At 58.9% G+C, this 20489-nt stretch carries 20 protein-coding genes; 12 read left to right on the top strand and 8 right to left on the bottom strand.

Features of this window, described 5'->3' with window-relative positions; translation table 11 throughout:
- Window positions 1-39: 39 nt before the first annotated feature.
- Entirely contained in the window at window positions 40-444 is a 405-nt protein-coding gene (locus HU739_RS15985; RefSeq protein ID WP_186548445.1) for an acetyl-CoA sensor PanZ family protein, read from the bottom strand.
- Between the two features lie 221 nt (window positions 445-665).
- On the opposite strand from HU739_RS15985, the gene HU739_RS15980 reads away from it, so the two are divergent.
- From HU739_RS15980 to hisF, 6 genes are all read left to right on the top strand, one after another.
- Entirely contained in the window at window positions 666-2330 is a 1665-nt protein-coding gene (locus HU739_RS15980; protein WP_186548443.1) for an OFA family MFS transporter, read from the top strand.
- 262 nt (window positions 2331-2592) lie between these two features.
- Complete coding sequence (hisB, locus tag HU739_RS15975) at window positions 2593-3186, top strand: imidazoleglycerol-phosphate dehydratase HisB (RefSeq protein WP_007909204.1); 594 nt, start codon at window positions 2593-2595, stop codon at window positions 3184-3186.
- On the top strand, window positions 3186-3824 hold the full coding sequence (hisH, locus tag HU739_RS15970; protein WP_186548441.1) for an imidazole glycerol phosphate synthase subunit HisH: 639 nt from the start codon (window positions 3186-3188) through the stop codon (window positions 3822-3824). The genes hisB and hisH overlap by 1 nt, the downstream gene beginning before the upstream one ends.
- The gene (locus tag HU739_RS15965; RefSeq protein WP_137218353.1) at window positions 3825-4085 is read left to right on the top strand and encodes a DUF2164 domain-containing protein; all 261 of its coding nucleotides are present in this window, start codon (window positions 3825-3827) and stop codon (window positions 4083-4085) included.
- A gap of 42 nt (window positions 4086-4127) precedes the next feature.
- Window positions 4128-4865, top strand: a complete 738-nt coding sequence (gene hisA, locus HU739_RS15960; protein ID WP_186548438.1) for a 1-(5-phosphoribosyl)-5-[(5-phosphoribosylamino)methylideneamino]imidazole-4-carboxamide isomerase — start codon at window positions 4128-4130, stop codon at window positions 4863-4865.
- 9 nt (window positions 4866-4874) lie between these two features.
- Window positions 4875-5645 (top strand): imidazole glycerol phosphate synthase subunit HisF, encoded by a 771-nt coding sequence (gene hisF, locus HU739_RS15955; protein WP_007909211.1) that lies wholly within the window; start codon window positions 4875-4877, stop codon window positions 5643-5645.
- A gap of 72 nt (window positions 5646-5717) precedes the next feature.
- Here hisF and HU739_RS15950 read toward each other — a convergent pair whose 3' ends face one another.
- Window positions 5718-7469 carry a trypsin-like serine peptidase gene (locus HU739_RS15950; RefSeq protein WP_186548436.1) on the bottom strand — a complete coding sequence of 584 codons (1752 nt, stop codon included), beginning with the start codon at window positions 7467-7469 and terminating at the stop codon, window positions 5718-5720.
- Window positions 7470-7492: 23 nt separating this feature from the next.
- Between HU739_RS15950 and HU739_RS15945 the strand changes: the two genes are divergently transcribed.
- The gene (locus HU739_RS15945; protein WP_186548434.1) at window positions 7493-8248 is read left to right on the top strand and encodes a substrate-binding periplasmic protein; all 756 of its coding nucleotides are present in this window, start codon (window positions 7493-7495) and stop codon (window positions 8246-8248) included.
- On the opposite strand, the gene HU739_RS15940 is transcribed toward HU739_RS15945, so the two are convergent.
- The 5 genes from HU739_RS15940 to gpmI form a co-directional block, all read right to left on the bottom strand.
- Window positions 8229-9542: a Vps62-related protein gene (locus tag HU739_RS15940; RefSeq protein ID WP_186548432.1), complete on the bottom strand. Its 1314-nt coding sequence runs from the start codon at window positions 9540-9542 to the stop codon at window positions 8229-8231. The genes HU739_RS15945 and HU739_RS15940 overlap by 20 nt on opposite strands.
- A 118-nt stretch (window positions 9543-9660) precedes the next feature.
- Window positions 9661-10437, bottom strand: a complete 777-nt coding sequence (locus HU739_RS15935; RefSeq protein ID WP_186548430.1) for a divergent polysaccharide deacetylase family protein — start codon at window positions 10435-10437, stop codon at window positions 9661-9663.
- A gap of 2 nt (window positions 10438-10439) precedes the next feature.
- A complete protein-coding gene (locus HU739_RS15930; RefSeq protein ID WP_042608642.1) occupies window positions 10440-11759 on the bottom strand; it encodes a S41 family peptidase in 1320 nt (439 codons plus the stop codon).
- A gap of 31 nt (window positions 11760-11790) precedes the next feature.
- A complete protein-coding gene (locus tag HU739_RS15925) occupies window positions 11791-13077 on the bottom strand; it encodes a murein hydrolase activator EnvC family protein (protein ID WP_186548428.1) in 1287 nt (428 codons plus the stop codon).
- Between the two features lie 230 nt (window positions 13078-13307).
- A complete protein-coding gene (gene gpmI / locus HU739_RS15920; RefSeq protein WP_186548426.1) occupies window positions 13308-14837 on the bottom strand; it encodes a 2,3-bisphosphoglycerate-independent phosphoglycerate mutase in 1530 nt (509 codons plus the stop codon).
- Between the two features lie 153 nt (window positions 14838-14990).
- Here gpmI and HU739_RS15915 point away from each other — a divergent pair, with 153 nt between their 5' ends.
- The 3 genes from HU739_RS15915 to secB are packed head-to-tail and all read left to right on the top strand — an operon-like array spanning window position 14991 to window position 16203.
- Window positions 14991-15404, top strand: coding sequence for a rhodanese-like domain-containing protein (locus HU739_RS15915; RefSeq protein ID WP_186533775.1), 414 nt, complete (start codon window positions 14991-14993; stop codon window positions 15402-15404).
- Between the two features lies 1 nt (window position 15405).
- Window positions 15406-15660: a glutaredoxin 3 gene (grxC, locus tag HU739_RS15910; protein ID WP_186548424.1), complete on the top strand. Its 255-nt coding sequence runs from the start codon at window positions 15406-15408 to the stop codon at window positions 15658-15660.
- 57 nt (window positions 15661-15717) lie between these two features.
- Window positions 15718-16203 (top strand): protein-export chaperone SecB, encoded by a 486-nt coding sequence (gene secB / locus HU739_RS15905; RefSeq protein WP_016772114.1) that lies wholly within the window; start codon window positions 15718-15720, stop codon window positions 16201-16203.
- 234 nt (window positions 16204-16437) lie between these two features.
- On the opposite strand, the gene HU739_RS15900 is transcribed toward secB, so the two are convergent.
- Window positions 16438-16893 carry a tRNA (cytidine(34)-2'-O)-methyltransferase gene (locus HU739_RS15900; protein ID WP_186552135.1) on the bottom strand — a complete coding sequence of 152 codons (456 nt, stop codon included), beginning with the start codon at window positions 16891-16893 and terminating at the stop codon, window positions 16438-16440.
- Here HU739_RS15900 and HU739_RS15895 point away from each other — a divergent pair.
- Both HU739_RS15895 and HU739_RS15890 read left to right on the top strand, forming a co-directional pair.
- Window positions 16892-17332: a hypothetical protein gene (locus tag HU739_RS15895; RefSeq protein WP_186552134.1), complete on the top strand. Its 441-nt coding sequence runs from the start codon at window positions 16892-16894 to the stop codon at window positions 17330-17332. The genes HU739_RS15900 and HU739_RS15895 overlap by 2 nt on opposite strands.
- Before the next feature lie 186 nt (window positions 17333-17518).
- Window positions 17519-19987, top strand: a complete 2469-nt coding sequence (locus HU739_RS15890) for a leucine-rich repeat domain-containing protein (RefSeq protein WP_186552133.1) — start codon at window positions 17519-17521, stop codon at window positions 19985-19987.
- The last annotated feature ends 502 nt before the right edge of the window (window positions 19988-20489 follow it).

The raw sequence follows: 20489 nt of genomic DNA, 5'->3' as shown, positions 1-20489 counted from the left end.
GCGCAGTATAGCGCTGCAACGGCCTGCTTCGGGGTGGCGTCATGTGGCCAGTACCGTCAGCGGTACCTGTAACCTGGCGGCCAGAGCCTCAATCTCAAGATGCCCGGCAGGCGCCAGCAGGCGCAAGTCAGCCCCCGCTTGCGACGCCATTTTCTGCGCTTGGTTCACCAGGCGTTCAGCGACCCCGCGGCGTCGAGTAACTTTTCGTACGCATAAATGAGACAAATACCAAACGTCCTGGTGCCTTTGCAGGCGCCCGGCGCCGAGCAGCCGATCATTGAAACGCCCGGCAATAAAAGAACCATCCGCCAACGCAGTTTCGATCAGATCGGCCTCGGTGGAAAACGGTGCAAACAGCCATTGGGGCGCGTCGCGATAGATTTTCTGCAAATCCTGTTGATCCTGATAAGTGGCGTCTTTCAGCGTCTGGACAATGATTGGCATGCGTTTCCCCGAGGTGTAGAGATCAGATGACTGAAAAAAGGTGATATCAGTTTGGTTTTTCTGTCACCTGAGAATGGTAACCTTCGCCAGTTCGTCCGCCCTTCTGCGACTTAACGTCGCGCCTTCAAGGAGCTTCACCTAAAAAAACGGTCATGCCTGCGTGCATAAGGCCGAGGGTGAACAGTGGCTGGCGAACCATACTAATAATTGGGGGATACACAATGAGCACGAGCATTACGGCGGACGGTCTCGACACCGCCCAGCCTGGGTTCCTGTCCAAGGAACGCATTATCGCCAAGCCCGGTTTCAACCGCTGGCTGGTGCCACCGGCCGCGCTGGCCATTCACTTGTGCATCGGCATGGCCTACGGCTTCTCGGTGTTCTGGTTGCCGCTGTCCAAGGCATTGGGCGTTACCGCTCCAGTGGCTTGCGCACCGGACATGAGCTTCATCGCACAGGTGTTTTCTTCGAACTGCGACTGGCCGATCTCCATGCTCGGCTGGATCTATACGCTGTTCTTCATCTTCCTCGGCTGCTCGGCAGCGATCTGGGGTGGCTGGCTGGAACACGCCGGTCCGCGCAAGGCAGGCGTCGTCTCGGCCCTGTGCTGGTGCGGCGGTCTGCTGATTTCTGCGTTGGGTATCTATACCCACCAGATCTGGCTGATGTGGATCGGCTCCGGCGTGATCGGCGGTATCGGTCTGGGCCTGGGCTATATTTCGCCAGTGTCGACCCTGATCAAGTGGTTCCCGGACAAGCGCGGCATGGCGACCGGCATGGCGATCATGGGCTTCGGCGGCGGCGCGATGGTCGGTGCACCGTTGGCAACCGCGTTGATGAGTCACTTCGCTTCGCCACAAGGCGTGGGCGTATGGCAGAGCTTCGTGGCCATGGCGGCGATCTACTTCGTGTTCATGATCGGTGGCGCTCTGTCGTACCGCGTGCCGCCAACCGGCTGGAAGCCTGAAGGCTGGACCGCGCCGGCGAAGAAAGCCTCGAACGCGATGATCACTAACCGTCACGTCCATGTGAACGTAGCGTGGAAAACCCCGCAATTTCGTCTGGTGTGGCTGGTGCTGTGCCTGAACGTTTCGGCGGGTATCGGCATCCTCGGCATGGCCTCGCCACTGTTGCAGGAAGTGTTCGGCGGCAAACTGCTGGGCGTTGACGTGCCGTTCGGTCAACTCGATGCAGGCCAGTTGGCCTCGATTGCCGCGATCGCAGCCGGCTTCACCGGTCTGCTGAGCCTGTTCAATATCGGTGGCCGCTTCTTCTGGGCTTCGTTCTCGGACTACCTGGGCCGCAAAAACACCTATTTCGTGTTCTTCGCTCTGGGTTTTGCTCTGTACGCATTGATTCCGAACATGGGCCATCTGGGCAACGTTGCGCTGTTCGTGGCGGCGTTCTGCATCATTCTGTCGATGTACGGCGGTGGTTTTGCCACAGTTCCGGCCTATCTGGCCGACCTGTTCGGTACGCAGATGGTCGGTGCGATCCACGGTCGTCTGCTGACTGCCTGGGCCGCTGCGGGTGTGCTCGGTCCGGTGCTGGTGAACTACCTGCGTGAATATCAATTGAGCATCGGCGTGGAACGCGCAGCTGCCTATGACATCACCCTGTATATCCTCGCTGGCCTGCTGGTGCTGGGCTTCCTGTGCAACCTGATGGTGCGCCCGGTGGCCGACAAGTACTTCATGACCGACGCCGAACTGGCGGCCGAACAGGCGCTGGGCCATGACAAGGGTGCTGATGCCAGCACCGTGCTGGAGTGGAAAGCCGCGCCGGGCAGCAAGCCGCTGGCTATTGCTGCGTGGCTGGTGGTCGGTATTCCGCTGGCGTGGGGTGTATGGGTGACCCTGCAGAAGACGTCGGTACTGTTTCACTAAGTAAAATGTAGTACCCCTGTAGGAGTGAGCCTGCTCGCGATAGCGGTCTGACAGTCACAGAAATGGTGACAGTCAGGCCCTCATCGCGAGCAGGCTCACTCCTACAGTTGTTTCTGGGTGCCTGTAATGGCTTGTATGGACATGTCTACCCGCGACAGCCGGGCGTTCTATCCGTCAGCCATATCACCTCTCGTGTTTCTGTTTGCCTCCTGCGTGCCTATAATGGCTGCCTTTTTCGCCCAATGATTTTGCGGAGCTGGTGATGGCCGAACGTAAGGCGTCTGTCGAGCGCGACACTCTGGAAACCCAGATCAAAGCCTCGATCAACCTTGATGGCACCGGAAAGGCCCGATTCGATATCGGTGTTCCTTTTCTTGAGCACATGCTGGATCAGATTGCCCGTCACGGGTTGATCGACCTGGATATCGAATGCAAGGGCGATCTGCATATCGACGACCACCATACGGTGGAAGACGTCGGTATCACCCTCGGCCAGGCCTTCGCCAAAGCCATCGGCGACAAGAAAGGCATCCGTCGTTACGGTCACGCCTACGTGCCGCTCGATGAGGCGCTGTCGCGTGTGGTCATCGACTTCTCTGGTCGTCCGGGCTTGCAAATGCACGTGCCGTACACCCGCGCCACCGTCGGCGGCTTCGACGTTGACCTGTTCCAGGAGTTCTTCCAGGGCTTCGTCAACCACGCGCTGGTCAGCCTGCACATCGACAACCTGCGCGGCACCAACACTCACCACCAGATCGAAACCGTGTTCAAGGCTTTCGGCCGCGCGCTGCGCATGGCCGTCGAGCTGGATGAGCGCATGGCCGGGCAAATGCCGTCGACCAAAGGCGTTCTGTAATGCAGACGGTTGCAGTTATCGACTACGGCATGGGCAACCTGCACTCGGTGGCCAAGGCCCTGGAGCACGTTGGCGCCGGCAAGGTGCTGATCACCAGCGATGCGAACGTGATACGCGAAGCCGACCGCGTGGTCTTCCCCGGTGTTGGCGCGATTCGCGATTGCATGGCGGAGATCCGTCGCCTCGGCTTTGACTCGCTGGTGCGTGAGGTCAGCCAGGATCGGCCGTTTCTCGGCATCTGCGTCGGCATGCAGGCTTTGCTCGACAGCAGCGAAGAGAACGACGGCGTCGACTGCATCGGCCTGTTCCCCGGCGCGGTGAAGTTCTTCGGCAAGGATCTGCATGAAGACGGCGAGCACCTGAAGGTTCCGCACATGGGCTGGAACGAGGTCAAGCAGAACATCAGTCACCCGCTCTGGCACGACATTCCGGATCTGGCGCGTTTCTACTTCGTGCACAGCTACTACATTGCCGCCGCCAACGCGCGGCAGGTGGTGGGCAGCGGTCATTACGGGGTCGATTTCGCCGCAGCATTGGCCGATGGTTCGCGTTTCGCCGTGCAGTTCCACCCGGAGAAAAGCCATACCCACGGTCTGCAACTGCTGCAGAACTTCGCCGCGTGGGACGGTCGCTGGTAAATGGCTGCCAAGAAGTCCAAGCCGCCGATCCTGACGCTCACTGCCGAGCAGGAGAGCGAGGCCAATCGCAAGATTCAGCGGTTCATGGAAGACCGTTTCGAACTGGACCTGGGTTCGTTCGAAGCGGCGGAAATTCTTGAGCTGTTTACCCGCGAGATTGCTCCGCACTATTACAACAGGGCGATTTTCGATGTGCAGACCCACCTCAAGGAGCGGTTTGAAAGCATCGAAAGTGACCTGTGGGCGCTCGAGAAAAATTGATTCCCGAGCCAAGCTGAACATTCCAATTTTAAGGTTTGCCAGATGCTGATTATTCCCGCTATCGATCTCAAGGACGGCGCCTGTGTCCGTCTGCGCCAAGGCCGTATGGAAGATTCCACGGTGTTCTCCGATGATCCGGTGAGCATGGCTGCCAAGTGGGTGGAGGGCGGTTGCCGTCGTCTGCATTTGGTCGATCTGAACGGCGCGTTCGAAGGTCAGCCGGTCAATGGCGAAGTGGTCACCGCAATCGCCAAGCGCTACCCGACCCTGCCGATCCAGATTGGTGGCGGTATCCGCTCGCTGGAAACCATCGAGCACTACGTCAAGGCCGGCGTGAGCTACGTGATCATCGGCACCAAAGCGGTGAAGGATCCGGCGTTTGTCGCTGAAGCCTGCCGCGCCTTCCCGGGCAAAATCATTGTCGGTCTGGATGCCAAAGACGGGTTCGTCGCCACCGACGGCTGGGCTGAGATCAGCACCGTGCAGGTCATCGACCTGGCCAAGCAATTTGAAGCCGACGGCGTGTCATCGATCGTTTATACCGACATCGCCAAAGACGGCATGATGCAGGGCTGCAACGTACCGTTCACCGCCGCGCTGGCCGCTGCGACGAAGATCCCGGTGATCGCTTCCGGCGGCATCCATAACCTGGGTGACATCAAGTCGCTGCTCGACGCCATGGCACCGGGCATCATCGGTGCAATCACCGGCCGGGCGATTTATGAAGGCACTCTCGATGTCGCCGAAGCGCAAGCTTTCTGCGATTCGTACCAAGGCTGAGGACTGACCATGGCGCTGGCCAAACGCATCATCCCTTGCCTGGACGTGGACAACGGCCGGGTCGTCAAAGGTGTGAAGTTCGAAAACATCCGCGATGCCGGTGACCCGGTGGAAATCGCCCGTCGTTATGACGAGCAGGGCGCTGACGAGATTACCTTTCTCGACATCACCGCCAGCGTCGATGGGCGTGACACCACGCTGCATACCGTCGAGCGCATGGCCAGCCAGGTGTTCATTCCGCTGACCGTCGGCGGTGGCGTGCGTACCGTGCAGGACATCCGCAACCTGCTCAATGCCGGCGCGGACAAGGTGTCGATCAATACCGCCGCCGTGTTCAACCCGGAATTCGTTGGCGAAGCGGCGCAGCATTTCGGCTCGCAGTGCATCGTCGTTGCCATCGACGCCAAGAAAGTCTCCGGCCCCGGCGAAACCCCGCGCTGGGAAATCTTCACCCATGGCGGGCGCAAGCCAACCGGCCTTGACGCGGTCGAGTGGGCAAAAAAAATGGAAGGCCTGGGCGCTGGCGAGATCCTGCTGACCAGCATGGATCAGGACGGCATGAAGAATGGCTTCGACCTCGGCGTGACCCGCGCCATCAGCGATGCGCTGGGCATCCCGGTGATCGCGTCCGGTGGTGTCGGCAACCTTCAGCACCTGGCTGACGGCATTCTCGAAGGCCATGCCAGCGCGGTGCTGGCGGCGAGTATTTTCCACTTCGGCGAATACACCGTGCAGGAAGCCAAGGCGTACATGGCCAAGCGCGGCATCGTCATGCGCTGATCAGGTTGAGTCTGCATGCTGCCGGGCGGGACCCATACGGGTTACTCTCCGCCCGGCTTGCAGCCCGACGGGTCAAGGTTTTTGCAATATCTCGGTGCGCACCGCCGACGTATTGAAGTCGCGATCCATGGTGTAGCTGCACAGCGTCAACGGCAGGGCTTCGTTGGGTATCAGGAAGCTGTCGCCTATCTTGGTGTAGCTTCTCGAATCGATGCCGGCGCAGTCTGTTGAGTCGACCGCCCCAACGTATACCTGAGTCCAGATATTACGATCCGTGTTCTGACGATATTCGATCAACAGCTCGTCACTGCCGTGCTTGAGGTGAGGCGCTGGTTCAGGCAGTGAAATCCCGCCTGGATTGACTAGGCGTGCCGGCAGGACTTGTGTGTTGCGTAAGTTTCCCTCGATGAGTTGTTGATCAACTGAGTCGACACCCACCAGGCACAGATAATATAAGCCCGCCTCACTGCCGATAGGTGCATCAACAAGGCCGGTGCTGATATCGATCGGGTTGCTGTAATGTTCTGGCAAGTAACAGGCATGTGCGTCGCGCACAGTTTTGAATCGAAAGAAGTCAGTGCTCATTGAAAACCTGACGTCCCAGTCTGGCCTCTTTTCATGTTCTTTCTGAGGTGCTTTATAAAGTGTCACGTCTGCGTCGGTTCTGGCTCTGAAATTGAAGTCAGGCTTCAGCGAGCAGGCGGGCGCATTCATGTTGAAGCGGCCGTCAGAAAAACAAGACATCAAATAATCGATCGGGAAACTCTGGCTGGCCTGATCAGGCAAAACGGATTGACGATCAGGCTTTGCACAAAGTCCATGCCAGAAGCACAGGTCGCTCGCTGTGATTGCGTAAGTGGTTCCCGACATGACACCGGTGACTTCCCCTGTAGCGATATCAATGACCGGGGAACCGGATGACCCCGGTTCGATGCCTTTGCAATCCTGCTTCTGGTAATCGGTATGAACGGTCAGATATTTGATGAGCGTGGTGTCTGCTGGCTCTTGGGTGCAGGACGAGAGCCTGAGGCCTGGCGCGCTTGCGGGCGCGCCGATGACCCTGACTTGGGTGAGTTCGTCGGGCGCTTTGCGTGCCACCTTGAGGGGGTTGATGCCGTCGGCGATCACCGCTTGTAGCGAACTGTTCAATTCCATGATCGCTACATCGGTGCCAGCCAGGCTGGCCCAGTTGATCTTTTGGATGTCGTAACGCTTGGCCTCCAGCAGCGTGTCTTGAAAATAATTAAATTGCACCTGGCCCTGATAGGTCATATCCGCGACTGTTCCAATCCGGATTGATGCGCAATGTCCGTTGGTCAGGATATACGCCGGAGCGTCTGTATTATTGTCAGCGTCGCGGTTGTCGATGAGAAAAGCCGTGCAATAGCGGCGGTCTCCTTTGATGATCTGCCCGATACCGTTCAAGTGATTGTTCTGGCCAAGAGCATTATGCAAAAGAACCGGCTCCGCGGGTGCCGGGACAGCATATGAACAAGACGCCACAGCGAAGGTGGTTGTCAGGAAGGCAAGTGTTGCTGCCACTTTTGATTTGTAATTCATGACCGGTCCTTGGTCGAAGGTTGAAATAATGAAGTCTGGTTTTAATAACTCTAATTTGAATTCTCCGTTGTGGTGTTGTTTGTGCTGTAGCGAAATGTAAGGCAAGTGTTTTTTTGAAAAGGCTTTCAACTGTTTTTTATTGTCGGGGTAGTTAAAAAATGTCCACCGTGGCGATGTCTTGCCGCCGCTCCCGACTGGACCGAAGTGCATTGATTTCGTGCCGGCCAGTGGACACCATGGCGCACCCAAGGCACTCTTGGGCACGCCATGGATTCCGGTAGCCCGACATGATCAAACACCTGCTTCTTGTGCTTGCCAGTGCCTCGGTGTTGTTGTTCAACACCGCTCGGGCCGAAACCGGTCCCGCCACCGATCTGGTGCTGCTCACCGAAAACTTCCCGCCGTACAACATGGCGAAGAACGGCAAGAATTTCGCCCAGGGCGAGAACATCAACGGCATCGCCACCGACATTGTCCGCGAAATGTTCCAGCGCGCCGGCCTCACGTACAGCCTGACCCTGCGTTTCCCTTGGGAGCGTGTCTACAAGCTTGCGCTGGAAAATCCAGGGTACGGCGCCTTTGTAATGGCGCGTTTGCCCGATCGGGAAAACCGCTTCAAATGGGTTGGCCCGATCGGCCCCGACGACTGGATCCTGTTAGCCAGGGCCGACAGCAAGATCACCCTCCAAACCCTCAATGACGCCCGCCAATACAAGATCGGCGCCTACAAGGGCGATGCGATTGCCGAGACCCTGACCAAGCAGGGCCTCAAGCCTGTGGTGGTGCTGCGCGATCAGGACAACGCGAAGAAACTGGTCAACGGTCAGATTGATCTGTGGGCCACCGGCGATCCTGCCGGGCGTTATCTGGCACGGCAGGATGGCGTGACCGGTCTGAAGACCGTGCTGCGCTTTAACAGCGCCGAGTTGTATCTGGCGCTGAACAAGGAGGTTTCCGACGAAGTCGTGAACAAGCTTCAGACCGCGCTGGATCAACTGCGCAAAGAAGGCGTGGTCGATGAAATCATGGGGCGCTATCTGTAGCGGCTGGCGCTTGTGCGAGCGCTGGCTCGGCGGCGGAGCCTGTCACCGTCGGTTCCGGTGGCGTGTATTCACTGAAATGCAGGCTGCTGCAGTCGGTGTGACTGATGTCGCTGGTAACGCGACTTCCGTCCGCGCGCAGCAGCGTGTAGTCACTTTGCAACACATAGACTGCTAATGCGCTGTTTCTGGGGACGATGGCGGCGACCTCGAGGCGCCCGGTGTCGTGCCATTGGTTCGAGTGGGTGTCGCTGCGGGTGAACCCACCATTTAATCGCGCTTTGAACTGGAATGGCTGTGCAGCCTGGTTTTGCCATTGCGCATCGAACTCGATCGAGGTGAGTTCGCTGAACGCTAGTAAGCTGCCTGAGCGCTGGCTGCGCGCGACGGTCCAGCGGGACGTGGTGGTGGCGTTTGTGCGGTTATGACTATGGCCGACGAGCTGATAATGATCCGTGCGCTGCAAGTCGTAGAAGGGCGAGTTACGCAGTTGTTCGGGTGGCGAGAGCTGCGGATCCTTTACCGTGAACCACGGCAGTCGGACGCAACCGGTCGGTTGTTCTGGTTTTTGCACAGAAGGTGGTGTTACACCCTCAAGTACCGGTGCGGGAGGTAAAGGGCGGTCCTCGACCGGCATCCTGAAGCGCAACGAGTAGGCGAGAAAATGAGCCGGTCTGGAGTAACCGTTGAAGCCAAGAAACGTACCTGGCGCCAAGTGGATTTCATCCGCAGAGGGCACTGGCGGTATGGCGCCCCAGGCGCAAATGCTTTGTCGAGCTCCGCTGCCTTTGTCGGACCACAGCGGTTCGCCGGAGGCTGAAGCGATAACCAGATCGGCGCGCACACAACGTATCGCGTTGAATGAAGGTTTGTCGTGGCCGTCGGAGCATACCGATCCCAGCGCCACGTAACCCTCGGGAGGAACAGGGCGCCAGATGGCCCCGTCTTTCTTCGATCCGGAGCCTGAATCCTTCCAGATAAGCTCGTAATCATCAGGCCGAGCCAGTGCTTTGCCTTTGGCCGGATCTGTACGGGCTGCTTCGTCCTCGCAAACCACGGCTACCACGTGTCTGCCGCTAATGTTTTTGTGCTCATCGATCACAACGTCGCCCAACGAAAAGAAGCCGGGAAGCACATCGGCTGGGGGCGTTGGGCGCCAAAAGGCTGCTGGTTTTGCTCGCGAACCGGTGGTGTCCCAGATGCGCAGAAGTTCCGTTGTGAAATTGATCAGCAGGTTGTCGTAACGGATGGTTTTCATTTGCTCGGCCGAGACGGCCGTCTTGTCATGCGTGCTCATGGTCAATCCTCGATAGTTGAATGCGACTCGGGGGAGTCGCGACCTTTTGCAGGTCTCACTATCCGGATGCGGGCAAGGCCCATGGCGGTAACTATGTATGTTCACGCGTGACAGCGTATTACCGATACACGCCGCCCTTGCCATGACCCGCCATGGCGCGATTGCTGCGCACGCTGATCATTTGCCTGACATCGATCCAGTCGATGCCCTGCGCCTTCAGCTTCGGCAGTTCGCGTTCCAGCACTGCCAGGGTCTGCGGATACGGATGGCCGATCATGACTGCTGAACCCTGCTTGTGCGCCAATGCGATCGCGGTCTGAAGCTGATTGGTAATCGCCGCTTCGGTACGCTCGTCATCCAGAAAAACATCCCGCGAAACGCTGGCCAGATCGATTTTTTGCGCTTGCTGAGCGGCGACGGTCTGCGCGCTGGTGCGGCTGTCGACAAAGAACTTGTGTCGTCGCTGCAACTCACCCATCAGCCACGCCATTGCCGCTGGCTGTGCGGTCATGCGGCTGCCCATGTGGTTGTTTATACCGGCGGTGAACGGTACTTTTTCAAACGCGGCGTTCAGGCGTTTCTGCAGTTCTTCGATGGGCAGTTCAGGATGCCAGGCATAGGGGCCGGTGGCCGGGTCCATGGGCATGTGCAGGATGACGATCTTGCCGGCGCGATGGGCTTCGCGGGCAAACTCGGTGGCGTGAGGGGTGTCGGGCATGATCGCTGCCGTCACCGGGCCGGGCAGGGCGAGTACACGGCGATCCCGGGGCAGATTCTGCCCCAGATCGTCGATGATCAATGTCAGATAGGCCTTGTGCGGCGCTGGACTGGTGGGCTCTGCATGCGCAGCACCCGCCAGACAGCACAACAGGACGCCGAGAAAGCGCAGCAACATCCTCAGCGGCCGGAGGTAATGCTCAGCCCTTTGAGCAGGCTCAGGGCCTGGGCCAACTGGTAATCGTCATCCTGCGGCATGGCTTTGGCCTTGCCTGCGGAGCCGGAAGGTTTGTCGGCGCCGCCGTTGCCGTTGCCCAAGTGACCTTGCAGATCGGCTTCCTTGAAGTATTCGCTGTCGGCTTCGTTGGTGATCTTCGCGCGGCGCACTTCGATGTCCGGGACGATGCCTTGGGCCTGAATCGAGCGGCCGTTCGGTGTGAAGTACAGCGCGGTGGTGATCTTCAGCGCGCGGTCGTTGTTCAGCGGCAATACGGTTTGCACCGAGCCCTTGCCGAAACTGGTGGTGCCCATGACCACGGCGCGTTTCTGATCCTGCAGGGCGCCGGCGACGATTTCCGAGGCCGAGGCGCTGCCACCGTTGATCAGCACGACCATTGGCACCGCTTCGCTTTCGTCCTTGCCGGTAGCCGAGAATCGCAACTCGGAGTTGGCGATCCGGCCTTTGGTGTAGACGATCAAGCCCTTGGTGATGAAGTGGTCGACCACTTCCACCGCCGATTGCAGCACGCCGCCGGGGTTGTTGCGCAGATCAAGGATGATGCCGTTGAGCTTCTTGCCGTTGTCCTTGCGCAGCTTGGCCAGGGCTTTGGAGACTTCTTCACCGGTCTTGACCTGGAACTGGGTGATGCGGATGTAGCCGTAGCCCGATTCCAGCAGTTGCGCCTTGACGCTCTTCACCTGAATCACTGCGCGCGCCAGGGTCACGTCGAACGGCGTGCCGCCGTCGCGGACCAGAGTCAGAGTGATTTTCTGGCCGATCTTGCCGCGCATCTTGTCGACGGCTTCGGTCATGGTCTGGCCGCGGGTTGGCTGGCCGTTGATCTTGACGATGAAGTCGCCAGCCTGAATGCCAGCCTTCGACGCGGGCGTGTCATCGATCGGCGAGACGACTTTGATGAAGCCGTCTTCGGCGCCGACTTCGATGCCCAGGCCGCCGAACTCACCGCTGGTGCTTTCCTGCAGTTCGGTGAAGTCTTCCGGGCCGAGGTAGGCCGAATGCGGGTCGAGGTTGCTGAGCATGCCCTTGATCGCGTTTTCCAGCAGGGTCTTGTCGTCCACTGGTTCGACGTACGCGGCTTTGATCCGGTCCATGACCTCGGCGAAGGTGCGCAACTCTTCCAGCGGCAACGGTGCCTTGGCGGTCGCGGCAGTGCCTGCCGGAGCGACGGTCGGGGCCGGTTGCGCGGCGAACGCCAGAGGCGCGCCGATCACCAGGGCGATCGTCAGGGCCAGCGAGGTAAGGCGGGACAAATGCAGCATGTCGAACGAACTCCTGAATTAGGTTACGTGCTTATCCTTGCGCACGACACCATTGCGCCGGATCACTCGGGTGACCCTGCTGACGAATTGCGAAATACAGCGCGGGCGTGTCCTGACCGCCACTGTTACCGACAGTGGAAATCGACTCGCCCGCTTTGACCACATCCCCCGCTGACTTGAGCAGCGTCTGGTTGTGACCGTAAAGACTCAGAAAACCATTGCCGTGATCAAGGATCACCAGCAGCCCGGCACCGCGCAGCCAGTCGGCAAACACCACGCGCCCGCCGTGTACGGCATGCACCTGACTGCCGGCGGAAGCGCTGATCATCACGCCATCCCACTTGGTCCGGGCATCGTCGCCACGGCTTTCACCGAAGCGTGCGAGTAATCGACCATCAACCGGCCACGGAAGTTTTCCCCGGGTTGCAGCAAAAGGCCCGCCAAACGTTTCGCCGCTGCTCGATACCAGTGCGCCGGGGCTTGATCTGACGGGTTTGCGTGGGGCGTCGCTGGTGTCAGCCTGCGCCTCACGCAAGCGCTTTTTTTCCGCTTCCTGCTGGGCGATCAGCGCTTTTTGCCGCGCTTCTTCTGCCTCACGAGCCTGGCGGGCCAGGGTTTCTTCAATAGTTTTAAGGACTTTAGACAGGTCTGCCTGATCCTGCTCGCGGGCGGCAAGTTTCTGATCGCGGGCTTTCACGTCATCGTTGAGTTTGGCGAGGACCTGCTGACGCTCCTTGCGGACTTTCTCGAGTGCTTCGCGTTGGGTGTCGAGGTCTCTTTTCTGCACCAGCAGTTGCGCCTGCTGCAAACCGATGTCTTTTTCGACATTGGCCAACTGGCGCAGGGTTTCGTTGAAACTCTTTAACTGCTCCAGGCGCGCCTGGCTCAGGTAATCGTAATAGGTCAGGGTGCGGGCGAACTTCTCGGGGTTCTGCTGGTTGAGCAGCAGCTTGAGGTATTCCTGGCGACCGTTCTGATAGGCCGCCCGGGCCTGAATGGCGATCAGTCGCTGCTGTTCAGTGCGCGCGCTCTGGAGTTTTTTTTTCTCTGCATCGAGCCGCTGCAGCTCGGATTCGCTTTTCTGCAGTTCTTTCTGCAGCGCGTCGACCTGCTTCTGCAGCTTGCCCATCTCGGTTTCAGTGCCCTTGAGCTCTTTCTGCACGCCGGACTTTTCTTCCTGGAGCTTGCCCAGGAGTTTTTTCAACTCGGCAATGTCCTGACGCGTGGCGTCCAGTTGCTGTTGGGTTTGCGCGCGCTCGTCAGCGAAGGCCGGTTGGAGCAGGCAGGTCAGAGCAAGGGCGATCAGGACGCGAAGCATAGGGGCGGGCGGCACCAGGGTAAGGGACGGCCTAGTATGCCCGCCCGAGGCTGCAAAAAAAACGCCCAATTGGGGCTGTGTGATAACTGGACAGAAAAACACTGCACACCAATGTAGGAGTGAGCCTGCTCGCGATGGCTTTCTCACATTCAACAGGGTAGTTGACTGTCAGATGGCTATCGCGAGCAGGCTCACTCCTACAAGGGTTTTGCGGTGTTTGGGCTATTCGGTCAGACCAGGATCGAGGTACCGGTCATCTCCGCCGGTTTTTCCAGCCCCAGCAGCATCAGCATGGTCGGTGCCACGTCCGCCAGCACGCCGCCTTCGCGCACTTTCAGGTCGCGCTTGCCGACATAGATGAACGGCACCGGCTCGGTGGTGTGTGCGGTGTGCGCCTGGCCGGTGGATTCGTCGGCCATTTGCTCGACGTTGCCGTGGTCAGCGGTGATCAATGCTTCGCCGCCGACTTTTTCCAGCGCTTCAACAATACGACCGACGCAGGTATCCAGGCATTCAACGGCTTTTACCGCCGCGTCGAACACACCGCTGTGGCCGACCATGTCGCCGTTGGCGTAGTTGACCACGATCACGTCGTAGCGCTGGTTTTCGATGGCGTCGACGATCCGGTCGGTGACTTCCGGGGCGCTCATTTCCGGTTGCAGGTCGTAGGTGGCGACTTTTGGCGACGGGATCAGGATGCGCTCTTCGCCCGGGAACGGTTCTTCGCGCCCGCCCGAGAAGAAGAATGTCACGTGGGCATATTTCTCGGTTTCAGCGATGCGCAGCTGAGTTTTGCCGTTTTTCGCCAGATAGTCGCCGAGGACGTTTTCCAGACTGCCAGCGGCGAACGCCGATGGCGCGGGGATGCTGGCGGCGTATTGGGTCAGCATGACGAAGCCGGCCAGTTTCGGCTGGCGCGCGCGTTCGAACTCTTTAAAGTCGTCTTCGACAAATACGCGGGTCAGCTCGCGGGCGCGGTCGGCACGGAAGTTCATGAACACCACGGCGTCGCCGTCTTCGACTTTCACCGGCTCGCCGATGGAGGTGGCTTTGACGAATTCGTCGCTCTCGCCACGGGCATAGGCGGCTTCAAGGCCTTCCTGCGCGGTGGCGGCGTTGAATTCGCCGTTGCCGTCGACGATCAGGTTGTACGCCTGGCCCACGCGGTCCCAGCGGTTGTCACGGTCCATGGCGAAGTAACGGCCGATGATGCTGGCGATCCGGCCTTTGCCCAAAGCCTGGAACGTTGCGTCGAGCAGTTCGATCGACGACGCGGCGCTTCTCGGCGGCGTGTCGCGGCCATCGAGGAAGGCGTGCAGGTAGATTTTTTCGGCGCCGCGCTTGAAGGCCAGTTCGGCCATGGCGATCAGGTGATCCTGGTGGCTGTGCACGCCGCCATCGGAGAGCAGGCCCATGAAGTGCACGGCTTTGCCGGCGGCCACGGCTTTGTCCACAGCGGCGCAGATGGTCGGGTTCTCAAAGAACTCGCCGTCGCGGATCGCTTTGGTCACACGGGTGAAATCCTGATACACCACGCGCCCGGCGCCGAGGTTCATGTGGCCGACTTCGGAGTTGCCCATCTGGCCGTCCGGCAAGCCGACGTCCATGCCGCTGCCCGAGATCAAGCCGTTTGGAACAGTGGCCCACAGGCGATCGAGGACAGGCTTCTTCGCCGCAAACACGGCATTGGATTCGGGGCTGTCGCTGTGACCGAAGCCGTCGAGAATCATCAGGACCAAAGGTTTAGGCGTAGTCGTCATGGAATCCACTCGTGGCTAATAAAGAAGAGGGCGATGCAAAACGGAGTTGGAGTTTAAAGCGAAGTTCCGACCGCGTCACCGCCGGACGGGGTTTGGCCGACCATAGTGGCTGTGTATACTGGCCGACATTTTAACGCCCTGGAACCTCCTTCGATGGTTGCTCACCTGATTGAATTTGCCACTAACCACTACATTCTTGTCGGTATCTTCGTCGTACTGCTGGCTCTGTTGCTGGCGCACACGATGCAGGGCGGCGGTAAAAGCCTGAGCACCGGCGAGCTGACCGCGCTGGTCAATAAAGATGCAGGCGTGGTGGTGGACATCCGTCCCGTCAAGGATTACGCCGCTGGCCACATCGTTGGCGCGCTGAACATTCCCCACGACAAACTGACTGCCCGCGTTGCCGAGCTGGAAAAGCACAAGGCCAAGACCATCATTCTGGTTGATGCCCTCGGTCAGACCGCCGGTACCCACGCCCGCGAGTTGATGAAGTCCGGTTTCACCGCCGCCAAGCTGTCCGGCGGGATTTCCAGCTGGAAAGGCGACAACCTGCCATTGGTGAAGTGATATGAAAGATGTCGTCGTCTACTCCAGCGATTACTGCCCTTACTGCTCCCGAGCCAAGTCTCTGCTCCTCAGCAAAGGCGTGGCTTTCGAAGAGATCAAGGTCGATGGCAAGCCGCAGCTGCGCGCCGAAATGACCAAAAAGGCCGGGCGCACGTCCGTGCCGCAGATCTGGATCGGCAGCCAGCACATCGGCGGTTGTGATGATTTATACGCCCTGGAGCGCGCCGGCAAACTCGACGCGCTGCTCAAGGCCTGAACGGCTGCACCCACGTACAGCACTCCCTAAAAGACCCAAGATCGATAAGGATCTGAGATGACTGACCAACAGAACACTGCAGCCAGCGAAGAAGAAACCGCACCGCAATTCTCCTTGCAGCGCATCTACGTACGCGACCTGTCCTTCGAAGCCCCGAAAAGCCCGGCGATCTTCCGCCAGCAGTGGGACCCGGCGGTCGGCCTGGATCTGAACACTCGTCAGAAAGCGCTGGAAGGCGATTTCTACGAAGTCGTGCTGACCTTGTCGGTGACCGTGAAAAACGGTGAAGAAGTCGCCTTCATCGCAGAAGTGCAACAGGCCGGTATCTTCCTGATCAAGAACCTGGACGCGGCTTCGATGAGCCACACCCTGGGCGCGTTCTGCCCGAACATCCTGTTCCCGTATGCGCGTGAAACCCTGGACAGCCTGGTGACCCGCGGTTCGTTCCCGGCGCTGATGCTGGCCCCAGTAAACTTCGACGCCCTGTACGCGCAAGAGCTGCAGCGCATGCAGGAAAGCGGCGAGACCCCGACCGTTCAATAATCGGTCGATGTGTTGACGCAAGTCCAATGTGGGAGCGGGCTTGCTCGCGAATACGGTGTGTCAGGCGACATTGATGTCATCTGACACTCTGCATTCGCGAGCAAGCCCGCTCCCACATTTGCTGATCGTTCCCACGCTCCCGCGTGGGAATGCCTCAAGGGACGCTCCGCGTCCAGTGACGCGGAGCGTCACGGGCTGCATTCCCACGCAGAGCGTGGGAACGATCAGTGGTGGTTATTTGAAGTCGTTCTGGCGCCACGCTTCGTACACGGCAACCGCCACGGTGTTGGACAGGTTCAGGCTGCGGCACCCCTCTCGCATTGGCAAGCGCAGGCGCTGTTCGGCAGGCAAGGCGTCGAGAACGTCCCCTGGCAAGCCACGGCTTTCCGGGCCAAACAAAAACGCATCGCCAGGCACGAACGCAGCATCATGAAACGGCCGCGAACCCTTGGTCGTGAAGGCGAACAGCCGTGGATTGCCCAGGCTTTCCAGGCAACTGGCCAGATCAGCATGACGCTGCAACGTGGCATATTCGTGATAGTCGAGACCGGCGCGGCGCAAGCGCTTGTCGTCCATCTCGAACCCCAGCGGTTCGATCAAATGCAGGTGGCAGCCACTGTTGGCGCACAGCCTGATAACGTTGCCGGTGTTCGGCGGAATTTCTGGTTGAAAAAGGATGACGTGAAACATGCACGGCTCCGAAGGTAAAGATGACGCGCATTCTACGCCGCAAGCGGACTGGCGTTCGAAACTATTCCCGCGAGTGATCGGTTCCCTGGCGATTTTCGGTTTGATGGTCGGTTTGATGATCGGCCGTCTGACCACGCCGGATCCGAGCGTGCTGGAGCAGGTTGAGGTCACCGATGGCGGCCTGGTGGTGTGGTTCAACAACGAACCGAAACTGCATGGTGAAATCATCGACGGCACCATCGCATTACTGTTTCAGGCTGAGGGCCGGGCGCAAAAAGGCCAGCTCAGGCTCAACGGCAAGGACGTGAACTGGCGCGCGCGCAAAAGCGATGGCGGATTATTGCTGACGGTGCTGGCGGCACGACCGCTGCAGGGTGACTGGGCCGGCAGCGAAGTCGATGATCGCTGGCGGCTGGAAATCCGCCTACAAGAGCGCTAGGCAGGGTGTTCCCCTAACCGCCGTCCGCTCCGACGCTCTTTGGCGTTGTTTCCCACGGATACTATCCATCTTTCCGACCTCCATTCGAGGCTCGCGCACGCTATCGTTCGCCCCTTCAAGCGGCAGGATGCCAATACCCATCGTCTCTTGCACGAATGCAAGGGGCGACTTTTCAAGGATGGAAATATGCCAGTAAAACCACCTCGCGGTGGCAGCACCCGCGTGGATACGGAGGTTTACACCCACTCGAACCGAAATCCGGACAAGGATTTTTCACCGGCTGGCACGCCCGGCCGCGATGGCACGGCCTCTTCGGTTCGTGTCGATGATTCGAAGCTGCGAAGCACCTCGCTCGGCGATGATGCAGGCCGGGATACGATCTTGCGGACACCGATGGTCGAAGGTCGCCCGCAGCCGCGGCCTGCTGAAACCCTTCTCTTCAAATACAGGTCGCTTGAGCATTACAGGCTGGAGTCAGCGACCGGACTGCCGGATGCCGACAGCGAAGGTTTCAGGGTGCACAGAAATCGCCAGTATGTGGAGGTGCCTGACGGTGGCATCGTTCTTGTCGGGGTGGACCTGGACACGGGGTTGTATCGCGCACGACTTCCCAGCGAGTTGCTGCCCTCCGGCCCATGGTTGCTGCGTGATATCGAGAGCGGCATCTGGCATCCGCACAGCGACTTCAATGCACGCACCAATCCTCTGACCGACGCAAACTTGCAAGCCTTTCGTACCGGAGTGGATGTCAGTGGTGCAGAACCGGGCAGCGACGGCGTGATACGACACGATGGCAAGCTCTATGTGGCCATCAATGAACAGGCGTATCAGGTGATGCAGGATCTTGATGCGTCCCGCCCGGAATACAAGACTTGGCGTCTGGTTCATCCCGAGGACCCCGTCGCCACAGACAGCGCGAATATTTACCGCGCCAGCCGTAGCGGTGAAACCCTTGCCATCACCCGGAACGAGCGGAACACCTGGGTTTGCATCCTCACAGGTTTGCGCGGCGGCGCGGACGGCAATGCCCCGGCAGATGCCAACCCGTTCAACTTTCATCGCCCCTGGCTCACCGGCGCGGCACCCTCGGGTGGGCAAGCGCCGGTCGTTGTCGCGGCCACGCGGGCGCAGGTCAAACGCTACTTTGCAGACGTGACGGATCAGCATGCCGATGATTTCATTGCGCTATTTGGTGAAGCGGCCGACGCAGAGGTGGAACTGAAGCGGCTCCAGCTTGAGTTTCCTCAACTGAACCGTGAGGTTACGGCTTGGGAGGCGGGTTATAAGGGCAAGGATGATGCAGAGCGTAGTCGGCGACTGGCAATAGGTGCCAAGATACGCCGGCTGTACAAGTGGCAGGGAGAGAGTTCGGAGAAAGTCTACCGTGAGGGGCGGCTGGTCGGCTTCAAGTTGGAACTTGACTTGGGAAGTCGAGGGAATCTGGCGCTACCGGGTTTTTCGATTCGACTTGAATCCATTGTCTCTCTTCGCCTGGAGGGCAGCCCCTCGAGAAGTCTGGAAAATTTATTCTCGATGTTTTCCCACATTGAATCCCTCGACGTGCGCGGATTCAGGGGCAAGAGCCAAGAGCTGTTTGCCGAGATCAATAAACTTCCTGCGTTGAGCGTATTGATGATGCAGGACAGCCGGCTCTTGCTGCCGGCCAATTCTGAACATTTCACGCGGTTGACCCGCTTGCAGGAGTTGAGCCTGACGAACTGCAGTATTTGGCCGACTCTTTCTGTGCAGGGAATGACCGAGTTGCGCGTCTTGCGCGCGCGTTCTTGTGATTTGCTCTTTGTGCCTCTCGGACTGGGTGATGCGCCCGCAGCGTCTCGGTTACAGGTGCTTGATCTTTACCATAATCCTGAATTGCGCCATGCGCCTGATGTCACCCACATGTCCGATTTGCGAATATTGGATCTGTCCTATACCGACATATCCGCGCCACCGCTCGGGCTCGGTTTGCAGAACGGTCCGTCGCGACTTGAGATATTGAACTTATCGCAAACTCCGCTTGCGATAGCACCCTCATTGCAGGGAATGACGGCGTTGCTGGAAGTCGATCTTAGCCGTACTCGGATAAATAGCTTCCCGGACGGCGTGACACCCGAAATTCCCAGGACACGTTTGGATCTGGCCAATAGCCTGATCAGATCTATCCCCGAAACCGTTGAACTCAGAACAGAGCTGGATCTGACCGGCGCGCTGATTTCTGACCCTGCCTCTTTTCGGCGGTTAATCGCTGCACGTCGGCAAACAGGTAAAGATTTCTGGTTGGGAAAATCCTCGCACGATCTGGTGATCGATCATTGGATGCGCAATATTCCACAGGCGCAACACGCCGCGAAAATTGCCCTTTGGGGCTCGCTGACCCACCAGACGAACATTGCGATGATGAAAAAAATCAGGGATCTGATCCGTACGCCTGAGTTCCTCGTCGAGCGCGCACTTTTGCAGCGCCGAGTCTGGTCCTTTCTTGAGCATTTCGAAAAGGCAAGTATGGGTGAGCAAGAAACTTTGCGAGAAATCGCGTTCGCTGAGCCCAGTCCAGGGAGAATGCTGGAAAGGCTCGAAGAGGAAACAAGAAAATTTGACCCAACGGCGCAACACCAGCCCTTGCATCATTTGCCCAAGCGGCCACGGTTTGATTAACGTGGCGCGAACGGCGATGAAAAAGCGGGAATCCCTGACCTGCCTGTATCAGGGTTCCCAAAAAAGTGGGCTTCGCTTGCCGCGTTAGCCCGGTATAAAGAGGGAACCCCCGGCCTGCCTGTACCAAGGATCCCAAAAGGGTGGACGCATCGCGCGGCGGTGCGACCCGGTGTAAAGAGGGGAATCCCCGGCCTGCCTGTACCAAGGTCCCCGAAACGGGTGGTGAAACGAATCACCTGTGAGAGGTATTGCAGGGGGCGTGCCAGGTTTAAATCTGCGGAAACAAAAAATCGCATCGCCAAAACGAAAGCCCCGGAATCCGGGGCTTTCGTATTTATTGCGCGTGGGAATACCCAGGGGCTTGCCGAGAACTCTGGCAGTAATGCTGTGCGCGATTACGGTTCATCGTGCCTTGCTGCGGTGCACCGGAAACAAATGTGGGAGCGGGCTTGCTCGCGAAGGCGTCGTGTCAGTCACCTTATATTTCAATGACCCACCGCAT

Origin of the sequence: Pseudomonas hamedanensis, assembly GCF_014268595.2 — a bacterium.
In the GTDB taxonomy this organism is placed as follows: domain Bacteria; phylum Pseudomonadota; class Gammaproteobacteria; order Pseudomonadales; family Pseudomonadaceae; genus Aquipseudomonas; species Aquipseudomonas hamedanensis.
The sequence above is the reverse complement of the archived record's forward strand: the minus strand, read 5'-3'. Positions and strand labels throughout refer to the sequence as shown.